The following is a 13,945-nucleotide window of genomic DNA, read 5'->3' as shown; positions in this document are numbered from 1 at the left end:
CATCGAACAGCTCGGTGCTGTATTCGATCACGCCGGTCAGGCCCTGGGCCTTCTCCAGGAAGAAGAGGCTCAGGTCGAACTTCGACGACCTGCTCTCCAGCTCCAGCAACGTGAGCTTCACGCCTGGCAGGTTCGCCTCGCCGGCAGGCACGTTCTGCAGGGCGAACATGGACTGGATGATGGGCGAGTAGCTGCGGCTTCGTTCGGGCTGGAGCACCTCCACCAGCTTCTCGAAGGGGACGTGCTGGTGCTCGAAGGCCTCCAGGGCTCCCTGCTTCACCCGGCGCACCAGGTGGAGGAAGTCCGGCGCGTCCGACAGGTCCGTGCGCATCACCAGCGTGTTGACGAAGAAGCCGATGAGGCCCTCCGTCTCCGCCTGTGTGCGGCCCGCGATGGGCGAGCCCACGCTGATGTCCGGCTGACCGGAGTAGCGCGACAACAGCGCCTGCCAGCCCGCCAGCAACACCATGTACAGCGAGGCCCCTTCCTGCTGGGCCAGCGCGCGCAGGCGCTGCACCAGGGGCTCCGGGAGGATGAACCGGTGAAGGGCACCGGCGTCGCCTCGCACCGCGGGACGCGGACGATCCGTGGGCAGCTCCAGCACCGGAGGCGCCCCCGTGAGCTTCTGCTTCCAGTAGTCCACTTCCTGTTGCAGGACCTCGCCCTGCAACCAGTCGCGCTGCCACGCCGCGTAGTCGGGGTACTGCACCGGCAGCTCCGGCAACGGCGACGGGAGCCCCTGGGTGAAGGCCGCGTAGAGCGCGCTCACCTCATTGACGAACACCCCCATCGACCAGCCGTCCGAGACGATGTGGTGCACCGTCACCACGAGGATGTGCTTGCGCTCTCCCAGCTTCAGCAGGAGTGCGCGCAGCAGTGGCCCGTTCGCCAGGTCAAAGGGACGAAGGACCTCCTGCTCGATTCTCGCCCGGGCCAGGGACTCCTGCTCCTCCTCGGTGCACTCGGACAGGTCGCGCACGCCGAGCGACAGACCGACCTCCGGCCAGACCTGCTGCACCGGACCGGAATCGCCATCCACGAAGGTCGTGCGCAGCGCTTCGTGCCGGCGCACCACCTCTCGCAGGGCGCGCTCCATCACGCCCACGTTCAGCGTGCCGTCCAGCCGCACCGCGACCGGGATGTTGTAGAGCGGGCTGCCCGGCTCCAGCTGATCGATGAACCACAACCGCTGCTGCGCGAACGACAGCGGACGTGACGTGTCACCCGATGCCCGCCGGAGGGCTCGAGTCTTCAGGTGCTTCGACTTGCCCAGACGGGCGGCCAGGGCTTCCACCGTGGTGGCTTCGAAGAGCATGCGCAGCGGCAGCTCCACGCCCATTTCCTCCCGGATCCGGGAGACCACGCGCATCGCCATCAGCGAGTGCCCGCCCAGTTCGAAGAAGCCGTCCTTCACGCCGACACGCGGCATCCGCAGCACTTCGGCCCAGATGCCCGCCAGCGTCTTCTCGACTTCGTTCCTCGGCGCCTCGTACTCGCGCGAGGACGCGGCTACGGCATCCACCGCGGGCAGCGCCTTGCGGTCCACCTTGCCGTTGGGCGTCAGCGGCATGGCCTCCAGCACCTGGAGGACCGGCGGCACCATGTACTCCGGCAGCTTCGCCCGCAGCCGCTCGCGCAGCGGCCCTGCTTCCACTGTCTGCCCGGGCTTCGCCACCACGTAGCCCACCAACCGTGCTTCGGCCCCTTCGCCACGCACCACCACCGCCGCGTCGCGCACTTCTTCCTGCTGGCGCAGTACTGCTTCGATTTCGCCCAACTCGATGCGGTAGCCACGCACCTTCACTTGGTTGTCCGCCCGGTTGACGTACTCCAGCGTCCCGTCCGCGTGCCACCGCACCCGGTCCCCCGTGCGGTACATCCGGCTGCCCTCGGGGCCATACACTTCCGGTAGGAACCTCTCCGCCGTCAGTTCCGGACGGCCCAGGTAGCCCCGCGTGACACCTTCACCCGCGATGTACAGCTCGCCAGGGACGCCCACCGGCACGGGCTGCAATGACGCGTCCAGCACGTAGACGCGCGTGCCCGCGATGGGGCGGCCAATCGGCACAGGGCCCGTGCCGTCCTCCACCTCGTGCGCCGTCGACCAGACCGTCGTCTCCGTCGGGCCGTAGACGTTCCAGACCGAAGCGCAGCGCTCGCGCAGGGCCTTGGCCAACTCCCTGGGCAGGGCTTCGCCGCCCGTCAGGGCCTTGACGCCTGGGCCCTTCCAGCCGGCTTCCAGTAGCAGTCGCCACGTGCTGGGCGTTGCCTGAAGCACCGTCGCGCCGCTCGCCTCCAGCAGCGCGCCCAGCCTCTTGCCGTCCACCGCGGTTTCGCGCGAGGCCACCACCACCTTCGCGCCCACCGACAAGGGCAACAGCAGCTCCAGTACCGCGATGTCGAATGACAGCGTCGTCACCGCCACCAGCACGTCCTGCGCCTTCAGCCCCGGCGCCGCAGCCATCGCCGAGAGGAAGCGCGCCACGGCTCCGTGCGGAACCTGCACGCCCTTCGGACGCCCCGTCGTCCCAGACGTGTAGATGACGTACGCCACCGACTCTGGCGCCACCTTCACGCCCAGCGAGGACGACTCCTCACGCTCGTAGACTTCGGCATCTCCGTCCAGCGAGACGACCTTCGTCGCCGGGGACTCCAGCCCGGCTCGCAGCGGCTGCTGCGTCACCAGCACCGCCATGCCGCTGTCGTCCCGCATGTACGCCAGCCGCTCCGGCGGGAAGGACGGATCCAACGGCACGTAGCTGGCGCCTGTCTTCAGGATGGCCAGCAGCGCCACCACCATCGCTTCGGAGCGCTCCACGTACAGGCCCACCCGCGCCTCGGGCCTCACGCCCTGCTTCACCAGGTGCCGCGCCAGCTGGTTCGCCTTTGCGTCCAGCGTTGCGTACGCCAGCTCGCGGCCTTCGAAGACGACCGCCACCGACTCCGGTGTCATCCTCACCTGGGCTTCGAACGCCGAGTGCATCCCGACGCCCACCAGCGCCTCGGGCTTCGTCTCGTTCCACTCCACCAGCAGCTGCTTGCGCTCCGCCTCCGCCAGCATCGGCAGCGCATCCACGGCGGTGTCCGAGTGTGCGACCGCGTCCTCCAGGAGCACGCGCAGGTGCGCCACCATCCGCTCCATCGTCCTCGGGAGGAAGAGGTCCGAGTCGTACTCCAGGTATCCACGCAGGCCCTGCTCGCCTTCGGACACCTGCATCAGCAGGTCGAACTTCGACGTGCGCGTGTCCGGGTCCAGCGCCCGCAGCTTCAAGCCCGGCACCGACAACGTGCCCTGCGCCGCGTTCTGCAGGACGAACATCGCCTGGAACAGCGGGCTGCGTGCCATGTCGCGCACGGGCTGGAGCGCTTCCACCAGCCGCTCGAAGGGCAGCTCCTGGTGCTCCATCGCGCCCAGCACCGTCTCACCCATCTGCCGCAGCAGCGCGCGGAACGTCATCCCCGGTGCGAACCGGGCGCGCAGCACCAGCGTGTTGACGAACACGCCGATGAGCCCTTCCAGCTCCGCACGCGGGCGCCCCGCCATCGGCGTGCCCACGCTCACGTCGTCCTGCCCGGAGTAGCGCGCGAGCACCGTCTGCCAGCCCGCGAGCAGCACCGTGAAGAGCGTGGTGCCCTCCTGCTTCCCCAAAGCCTTCAGCGACTCTGTCAGCTCACGCGGCCAGTGGATTGCCTGGCGCGCGCCCCGGAAGCCACGCACAGCCGGCCGGGGCTTGTCCGTCATCAACTCCAGCGCGGGCGGCGCACCGCGAAGCTGTTCGCGCCAGTACGCCAACTGGCGGGCCTGCAAGCCGCCCTGGAGCCAGCCGCGCTGCCATGCCGCGTAGTCCGCGTACTGGATGGGCAACTCCGGCAGCGGCGACGGACGGTCTTCGACATAGGCCCCGTAGAGCAGCGCCACTTCCCGTACCAGCACGTCCAGGGACCAGCCGTCCGACACGATGTGGTGCAGCACCACCATCAACAGGTGGTCCGTCTCTCCCAGCTTCACCACCGTCCCGCGGATCAGGGGACCCCTGGCGAGCTCAAAGGGCCGCTGCGCCTCTTCCTCCAGCAGACGCAACGCGGAAGCCTCACGCGACCCGGTGGGCTCATCGGTGACGTCTCGCTCCACCAGCGGCAATTCCACCAGCGAGTGGATGAGCTGCTCGGGCCCCGTGGCCCCTTCCTCGAAGGTCGTGCGCAGCGCTTCGTGCCTGCGCACCACTTCCCGCAGCGCGAGCTTCAAGACACCCAGGTTCAGCGCGCCCTCCAGCCGCATCGCGACCGGGATGTTGTAGAGCGGGCTGCCCGGCTCCAACTGGTCGAGGAACCACAGCCGCTGCTGCGCGAACGACAGCTCCAGGGCCGCTTCGCGCGGAATGCGGACCAGCGCAGGAGCCGCCGTCCGGCCTCCCTTCGCCAGTCGGCCGGCGAGGGCTTCCACGGTGGTGGCCTCGAAGAGCGCGCGCAGCGGCAACTCCGTGCCCATTTCCTCCCGGATCCGGGAGACCACCCGCATCGCCATCAACGAGTGCCCGCCCAGCTCGAAGAAGCTGTCCTTCACGCCGACTCGCGGCACCCGCAGCACTTCAGCCCAGATGCTTGCCAGTGCCATCTCGACTTCGTTCCTCGGCGCCTCGTACTCGCGAGAAGTGGTTGCGGCCTGCTCCACCGCGGGCAGGGCCTTGCGGTCCACCTTCCCATTGGGCGTCAGCGGCATGGCCTCCAGCACCTGGAGGACCGGCGGCACCATGTACTCCGGCAGCTTCACCCGCAGCCGCTCGCGCAGCGGCCCGGCTTCTACCTTCTGCCCGGGCTTCGCCACCACGTAGCCCACCAACCGTGCTTCGGCCCCTTCGCCCCTGACGACTACGGCTGCGTCGCGCACTTCGTCCTGCTGGCGCAGCACTGCTTCGATTTCACCCAGCTCGATGCGGTAGCCCCGCACCTTCACCTGGTTGTCCGCCCGGTTGACGTACTCCAGCGTCCCATCCGCGTGCCACCGAACCCTGTCTCCCGTGCGGTACATCCGGCTGCCCTCGGAGCCGTACACTTCCGGCAGGAACCGCTCCGCCGTCAGCTCCGGCCGGCCCAGGTAGCCTCGCGTGACGCCTTCACCCGCGATGTAGAGCTCGCCGGGGACTCCCACCGGTACCGGCTGCAACGACGCATCCAGCACGTAGACGCGCGTGCCCGCGATGGGGCGGCCAATGGGCACAGGGCCCGTGCCCTCTTCCACCTCATGCGCCGTCGACCAGACCGTCGTCTCCGTCGGTCCGTACACGTTCCACACCGAGGCGCAGCGCTCCCGCAGGGCCTTGGCCAACTCCCTGGGCAGGGCTTCGCCGCCCGTCAGGGCCTTGACGCCCGGACCCTTCCAGCCGGCTTCCAGCAGCAGCCGCCATGTGCTCGGCGTCGCTTGCAGCACCGTCGCGCCGCTTGCTTCCAGCAGCGTGCTCAGCTTCTTGCCGTCCACCGCCGTCTCTCGCGAGGCCACCACCACCTTCGCGCCTACCGACAAGGGCAGCAGCAACTCCAGTACCGCGATGTCGAATGACAGCGTCGTCACCGCCACCAGCACGTCCCGCGCCTTCAGCCCCGGGGCCGCCGCCATCGCCGAGAGGAAGCGCGCCACGGCCCCGTGCGGAACCTGCACGCCCTTCGGACGGCCCGTCGTCCCAGACGTGTAGATGACGTACGCCACTGACTCCGACGCCACCTTCACGCCCAGCGGGGACGACTCCTCGCGCTCGTAGACTTCGGCATCTCCGTCTAGCGAGACGACCTTCGTCGCCGGTGACTCCAGCCCGGCTCGCAGCGACTGCTGCGTCACCAGCACCACCATCCCGCTGTCGTCCCGCATGTACGCCAGACGTTCCGGCGGGAAGGACGGGTCCAACGGTACGTAGCTGGCGCCTGTCTTCAGGATGGCCAGCAGCGCCACCACCATCGCTTCGGAGCGCTCCACGTACAGGCCCACCCGGGCCTCGGGCCTCACGCCTTGCTTCACCAGGTGCCGCGCCAGCTGGTTCGCCTTCGCTTCCAGCGCCGCGTACGCCAGCTCGCGGCCTTCGAAGACGACCGCCACCGACTCCGGTGTCATCCTCACCTGGGCTTCGAACGCCGAGTGCATCCCGACGCCCACCAGCGCCTCGGGCTTCGTCTTGTTCCACTCCACCAGCAACTGCTTGCGCTCGTGCTGCGTCAGCCAGGACAACGCATCCACCGTCACCGAGGGGCGTGCGACCACGTCCTCGAGCAGGACGCGCAGGTGCTCCACCAGCCGTTCCATCGTCGGCGCGGCGAACAGGTCCGTGTCGTACTCCAGGGTGCCGCGCAGGCCGTCCGCCGTCTCCGACAGCTGCATCAGCAGGTCGAACTTCGCCGTGCGCGTCTCCAACTCCAGGGCCTGGAGCTTCAGGCCCTGCACCGTCACCGGCCCACGGGATGCGTTCTGCAGGATGAACATCACCTGGAACAGCGGACTGCGGCCCATGTCCCGCACGGGCTGGAGCGCTTCCACCAGCCGCTCGAAGGGCAGGTCCTGGTGCTCCGTCGCGCCCAGGACCGTCTCACGCACCTGATGCAGCAGCGCGCGGAACGTCTGTCCCGGGGTGAAACGGGCGCGCAGCACCAGCGTGTTGACGAACACGCCAATGAGCTCCTCCAGCTCCGAGCGCGTCCGGCCCGCCATCGGCGTGCCCACGCTCACGTCATCCTGTCCCGAGTACCGGGACAACAGCGTCTGCCACGCCGCCAGCAGCACCATGAAGAGCGAGGCGCCCTCACCCTGGCCCAGCTTCTTCAAGCCCTCCGTCAGCTCGCGAGAGAACACGACGCCGCGCTGCGCGCCCCGGTAGGCCCGCACGGCCGGACGAGGCTTGTCCGTCGGCAGCTCCAGCGCGGGCGGCGCCCCGCGAAGCTGCTCGCGCCAGTAGCCCAGCTGCGTCTCCAGCACCTCTCCCTGCAACCAGCCCCGCTGCCACGCCGCGTAGTCCGAGTACTGCATCCGCAGCGGCGGCAGGGGCGACGGCGCGCCTTGCGCGAATGCGCCATAGAGCGTCGCGACTTCGCGCACGAGCACGTCCAGCGACCAGCCGTCCGCCACGATGTGGTGCATCGTCACCACGAGGACGTGGCGGTGCTCCTCCAGCTTCAGCAACAGCACCCGCAGGAGCGGGCCGTTCGCGAGATCGAACGGACGCAGGATCTCCTTTTCGATCCGCGCCCGCGCCAGGGACTCGCGCTCCGGCTCGGCGGTCTGCGACAGGTCTCGCACCGCCATCGACAGGCCGACTTCCGGCCAGACGCGCTGGACCGGTCCGGAAGGCCCGTCCACGAACGTCGTGCGCAGCGCTTCGTGGCGCCGCGTCACTTCGCCCAGGGCGCGCTCCAGCACGCCCACGTTCAGCTCGCCCTCCAGCCGCATCGCGACCGGCATGTTGTAGAGGGGGCTTCCCGGCTCGAGCTGGTCAATGAACCACAGGCGCTGCTGCGCGAAGGACAAGGCCTGCGGTGCGTCGCGCGATGTGCGCACCAGCCGGGGACCCCTGCGCGGGACGCCCTGCTTCAGCTGGCTCGCCAGGACTTCCACCGTCGTCGCCTCGAACAACACGCGCAGCGGGACTTCGGTGTCCAGCTCCGCACGCACCCGCGACGCCACCTGCATCGCGAGCAGCGAGTGACCGCCCAGCGTGAAGAAGTTGTCCTTCACGCCCACCCGCGGCACTCGCAGCACTTCCGCCCAGATGGCCGCCAGCTTCGCTTCCACTTCCGTGCGCGGCGCTTCGTACGTGTTCTCCGTCGTCGGCGCCTCCGGCTCCGGCAGGGCCTTGCGGTCCACCTTGCCGTTGGAGTTGAGCGGCAGCGCCTCCAGCACCACCACCGCTCCGGGCACCATGTACTCCGGCAACCGCTGACGCAGGCTGGCCTTCAGCGCCTCCGCTTCCAGCGTCGCGCCCGCCTTCGGTGCCACGTACGCGACAAGCCGCTTCTCCGCGCCCTCCCCCTTCGCCACCACCACTGCTTCCTTCACCGGCTCCTGCTGGCGCAGCGCTGCTTCGACTTCGCCCAGCTCGATGCGGAAGCCTCGCACCTTCACCTGGAAGTCCACCCGGCCCAGGTACTCCAGCACTCCGTCCGCCCGGTACCGCACCCGGTCCCCCGTGCGGTACATCCGGCTGCCTTCAGGACCATGGACTTCCGGCAGGAACTTCTCCGCCGTCAGCTCCGGTCTCAGCAGGTAGCCGCGTGCCTGCCCTTCTCCCGCCAGGAACAGCTCGCCCGCCACGCCCACCGGTACCGGCTGGAGGTACTTGTCCAACACGTACGCCCGCGTGTTGGTGAGCGGCCGGCCGATGTTCGGCACCTCCTCGCGCCCCACCAGCGACCACGTCGAGTACGTCGTGTCTTCCGACGGGCCGTACAGGTTGTACAGCTTGCGCACCGTGGGAATGCCGTACACGCCCTTCGCCAGCGTCTCCGGCAAGGCTTCGCCCGCGAGGTTCACCACGCGCACTGACGGCGGCACCGCATTCAGCCGCACCAGTTGCGCCATCGCTGACGGCACCGTGTTGATGAGTGTCACCTCTGCGTCCGGCGTCTCCTCCACCAGGTGCAGCGCGTTGCGCACCATCACCACGCTGCCGCCCCTCACCAGCGGCGCGAAGAGTTCGAAGACGGAGAGGTCGAAGTTCAGGCTCGTCGCCGCGAGCACGGCCTTCGTCTCCTCCTCCGTGAACGTCTCTTGCGCCCAGGCGAGGAAGGCCACCGCGTTCCGGTGCGTTACCGCCACGCCCTTCGGACGGCCGGTGCTTCCCGACGTGTAGATGAGGTACGCCACGTTGTCCGGGCGCAGCCCTGTCTCCGGCGCCTCTTCCGGCTCCGTAGCCAACCCCGTGTCCGTGTCCAGGCAGACCGCTTGCGCCGTGAAGGCGGGCAGCGACCCCAGCAGGTGCGAGTGCGCCACCAGCGCAGGGCCCTGCGCGTCCTCCAGCAGCCAGCCCAGGCGCTCCTTCGGGTAGCTCGGGTCCAGCGGCACGTACGCGCCGCCTGCCTTGAGGATGCCCAGCGTCCCCACCACCACGTCCGCCGTGCGCTCCACGCACAGGCCCACTCGAGACTCGGGCCTCACTCCCAGCTTGCGCAGCCGGTTCGCCAGCTGGTTCGCCCTTGCCTGCACTTCCCGGTACGTCAGCCGCTGCTTGCCGCTCACCACCGCCACGGCGTCGGGCGTGCGCTTCGCCTGCGCCTCGAAGAGCTGTGGAATCGTCGCGTCGCGTGCGTACTCCGCCTGCGTCTGGTTCCACGTCGCCAGGACCTGCTGACGCTCCACCTCCGTCAGGAGTGGCAGCCGGCCCACGGCTGCCTCCGGCTTGGCCACCACGCCTTCCAGCAGCACGCGCAGGTGCTCCACCATGCGCTGCACGGTTCCGGCGTCGAACAGGTCGGTGCTGTACTCCACCATGCCGCGCAGCCCCTGCGGCGTCTCCGTGAAGTAGAGGCTCACGTCGAACTTCGACGTGCGGCCCTCGATGTCCATGGGCTTGAGCACCAGACCGGCGAGCCGGACCTCCTCCATGGGCACGTTCTGGAGGGTCAGCAGCGTCTGGAAGAGCGGCGTGTGGCTGAGGCTGCGCTGCGGTTGCAACGCTTCCACCAGCTTCTCGAACGGGACGTTCTGGTGCTCGTACGCGCTCAGCACCGTCTCACGCACCTGCGTCAGCAGGGCCTGGAAGGACTGATCGCCATCCACCTGGGCGCGCAGCACCAGCGTGTTGACGAAGAAGCCGATCAGGCCCTCGACGTCCGCGCGCGTACGGCCCGCGATGGGAGACCCCACGCTGATGTCCGTCTGGCCCGAGTAGCGGGCCATCAACACCTGCCACCCGGCCAACAGCACCATGTACAGCGACGCGCCCTCACGCTGTCCCAGGGTACGCAGGGCCTGCTCGAACTCTCGCGGCCAGAGGAAGCGCTCCACTCCACCCGCTTCGCCTCGCACCGCGGGCCGCGGACGGTCCGTGGGCAACTCCAGCACCGGCGGCGCTCCCGCGAGCTTCTGCTTCCAGTGCTCCACTTCGCGCTGCAAGACCTCGCCCCGCAGGGTCTGCTGCTGCCACAGCGCATAGTCCGCGTACTGCACCGGCAGCGCTGGCAGCGGCGACGCATGTCCTTCCGCGAACGCCGCGTACAGCGCGCTCACTTCGCGCACCAACACGCCCAACGACCAGGCGTCCGACACGATGTGATGCGTCGTCAGCGCCAGCACGTGCTCCTGCGCGCCCAGCGTCACCAGCAGCGCGCGGATCAATGGCCCGGTCTTGAGGTTGAAGGGCTTCAGCACCTCCTGCTCGACCCGGCGCCGGACTTCGACCTCCCGCTGGGACGGGGCGAACTCCTGGAGGTCCACCGCTTCCAGCGGCACCTCCACCTCGGCATGGATGACCTGGATGGCCTGGTCCTGCTCCTGCGCGAACGTCGTCCGCAGGGCTTCGTGACGCCGCGAGATTTCTCGCAGGGCCTTCACCAGGACGTCCTGGTGCAGCGTGCCGTCCAGCCGCACCGCGACCGGGATGTTGTAGAGCGGGCTGCCCGGGTCCAGCTTGTCGATGAACCACAACCGTTGCTGCGCGAACGACAGCGGACGTGACGTGTCACCCGACGCCCGCCAGAGGGTTCGAGTCTTCCCGTGCTTCGCCTTGTCCAGACGGGTGGCCAGGGCTTCCACCGTGGTGGCTTCGAAGAGCATGCGCAGCGGCAGCTCCACGCCCAGTTCCTCGCGGACCCGGGAAACCACCCGCATGGCCATCAGCGAGTGCCCGCCCAGTTCGAAGAAGCTGTCCTTCACTCCGACTCGCGGTACCCGCAGCACTTCGGCCCAGATGCTTGCCAGCGCCTTCTCGACTTCGTTCCTCGGCGCTTCGTACTCGCGAGAAGTGGTTGCGGCCTGCTCCACCGCGGGCAGGGCCTTGCGGTCCACCTTCCCATTGGGCGTCAGCGGCATGGCCTCCAGCACCTGGAGGACCGGCGGCACCATGTACTCCGGCAGCTTCACGCGAAGGCGCTCTCGCAGCGGCCCTGCTTCCACCGTCTGCCCGGGCTTCGCCACCACGTAGCCCACCAACCGTGCTTCGGCCCCTTCACCACGCACCACTACGGCTGCATCGCGTACTTCGTCCTGCTGGCGCAGCACTGATTCGATTTCGCCCAGCTCGATGCGGTAGCCCCGCACCTTCACCTGGTTGTCCGCGCGGTTGACGTACTCCAGCGCCCCGTCCGCGTGCCACCGCACCCGGTCCCCTGTGCGGTACATCCGACTGCCCTCGGAGCCGTGCACTTCCGGTAGGAACCGCTCCGCCGTCAGCTCCGGGCGGCCCAGGTAGCCTCGCGTGACGCCTTCACCCGCGATGTAGAGCTCGCCGGGGACGCCCACCGGTACCGGCTGCAACGACGCATCCAGCACGTAGACGCGCGTGCCCGCGATGGGGCGGCCGATGGGCACTGGGCCCGTGCCTTCCTCCACCTCGTGCGCCGTCGACCAGACCGTTGTCTCCGTCGGTCCGTACACGTTCCACACCGAGGCGCAGCGCTCACGCAGGGTCTTGGCCAACTCCCTGGGCAGGGCTTCGCCGCCCGTCAGGGCCTTGACGCCTGGGCCCTTCCAGCCGGCTTCCAGCAGCAGCCGCCATGTGCTCGGCGTCGCTTGCAGCACCGTCGCGCCGCTTGCTTCCAGCAGCGTGCTCAGCCGCTTGCCGTCCACCACCGTCTCGCGCGAGGCCACCACCACCTTCGCGCCTACCGACAGGGGCAGCAGCAACTCCAGCACCGCGATGTCGAATGACAGCGTCGTCACCGCCACCAGCACGTCCTGTGACTTCAGCCCCGGCGCGGATGCCATGGCCGAGAGGAAGCGCGCTACGGCTCCATGCGGAACCTGCACACCCTTCGGACGGCCTGTCGTCCCAGACGTGTAGATGACGTACGCAACCGACTCCGACGCCACTTCCACGCCCAGCGATGCCGTGGCTTCCTTCCCGTAGACGTCCGCGTCTCCGTCCAGCGAGACGACCTTCGTCGCCGGGGACTCCAGCCCGGCTCGCAGCGACTGCTGCGTCACCAGCACCGCCATGCCGCTGTCGTCCCGCATGTACGCCAGACGTTCCGGCGGGAAGGACGGATCCAACGGTACGTAGCTGGCGCCCGTCTTCAGGATGGCCAGCAGCGCCACCACCATCGCTTCCGAGCGCTCCACGTACAGGCCCACCCGGGCCTCGGGCCTCACGCCTTGCTTCACCAGGTGCCGCGCCAGCTGGTTCGCCTTCGCTTCCAGCGCCGCGTACGCCAGCTCGCGGCCTTCGAAGACAACCGCCACCGACTCCGGCGTCTGCTTCGCCTGGGATTCGAACGCCGAGTGCATCCCGACGCCCGCCAGCGCCTCGGGCTTCGTCTCGTTCCACTCCACCAGCAGCTGCTTGCGCTCCGCTTCCGTCAGCAGGGGCAGCCGATCCACCTGCGCATCAGGCCGTGCGACGGCTCCCTCCAGGAGCACACGCAGGTGGTCCACCATCCGCTCCACCGTGCGCGGGAGGAAGAGGTCCACGTCGTATTCCAGGTAGCCGCGCAGGCCTTCGTCCGTCTCCGCCACCTGCATCAGCAGGTCGAACTTCGCCGTGCGCGTCTCCAGTTCCAGCGGCTGGAGCTTCAACGCCTGGAGCGCCATGGGCCCACGGGGCGCGTTCTGCAGCACGAACATCACCTGGAAGAGCGGACTGCGCCCCAGGTCGCGCACGGGCTGCACGGCCTCCACCAGCTGCTCGAAGGGCAGGTCCTGGTGATCCGTCGCGCCCACCTGCGCTTCACGTACCTGGCGCAGCAACGCCCGGAACGTCAGCCCCGGCGCGAACCGGGCGCGCATCACCAGCGTGTTCACGAACACGCCGATGAGCCCCTCCAGCTCCGAACGCGTCCGGCCCGCCATGGGCGTGCCCACGCTCACGTCGTCCTGCCCCGCGTAGCGCGCCAGCACCGTCTGCCAGCCCGCGAGCAGCACCGTGAAGAGCGTGGCGCCCTCCTGCTGCCCCAGCGTCTTCAGCGACTCCGTCAGCGCCCGGGTCCACTGGACCGGCTTGCGCGCCCCCCGGAAGGCACTCACCGCCGGCCGGGGCTTGTCCGTCATCAACTCCAGCGCGGGCGGCGCGCCGCGAAGCTGCTCGCGCCAGTACCCGAGCTGCTTGTCCAGCACCGCTCCCCGCAGCACGCCGCGCTGCCACGCCGCGTAGTCCGCGTACTGGATGGCCAGCTCCGGCAGCGGCGACGGCTGCCCCTGCGCGAACACCCCGTAGAGCACAGCCACTTCGCGCACCAGCACGCCCAACGACCACCCGTCCGACACGATGTGGTGCAGCACCACCATCAACAGGTGATCCGTCTCCCCCAGCTTCACCAGCAGCGCCCGCATCAGCGGGCCGCGAGCCAGGTCGAACGGCCGCTGCGCACCGGCCTCCACCTGACGCCAAGCCTCCGCCTCGCGCGCGTCGGCGGGCACCGCCGTGACGTCGGCGTGCTCCAGCTCCAGCACCGGCACGTCGGAGATGCGCTGCACCGGCCCTGCTTCGTCCGCGTGGAACGTCGTGCGCAGCGATTCGTGACGGCGCACCACCTCGCGCAGCGCGCGCTCCAGCACGCCCACGTCCAGCACGCCCTCCAGCCGGACCGCGACGGGCACGTTGTAGAGCGCGCTGCCGGATTCGAGCTGATCGAGGATCCACAGACGCTGCTGCGCGAAGGACAGCTCCGCCGGCTGGGACCTGTCCCGCAGCGGGAACGCCGCCCGCGCCGGAGTGCCCGCCGCCTGCTTCTGCGCGGCCATCTTCTTCAGCAGCTCCGCGCGCTTCTCCGGCGAGAGGTTCGCGATTCGCTTCGACAGATCACCGCTGCTGCTCAT

At 69.2% G+C, this 13,945-nt stretch carries 1 protein-coding gene (running past one end of the window); it reads right to left on the bottom strand.

All coding sequences use genetic code 11. From position 1 onward, the window contains the following. Positions 1-13,945: the beginning of a non-ribosomal peptide synthetase gene (locus D7W81_RS01740; protein ID WP_120553549.1), read on the bottom strand. It extends 18,539 nt beyond the left edge of the window; the window shows 13,945 of its 32,484 coding nt (coding positions 1-13,945); it begins with the start codon at positions 13,943-13,945; its stop codon lies off the left edge, out of view.

The organism is Corallococcus aberystwythensis, assembly GCF_003612165.1.
In the GTDB taxonomy this organism is placed as follows: Bacteria; Myxococcota; Myxococcia; order Myxococcales; family Myxococcaceae; genus Corallococcus; species Corallococcus aberystwythensis.
This window is presented reverse-complemented; position numbering and strand designations above follow the sequence as displayed.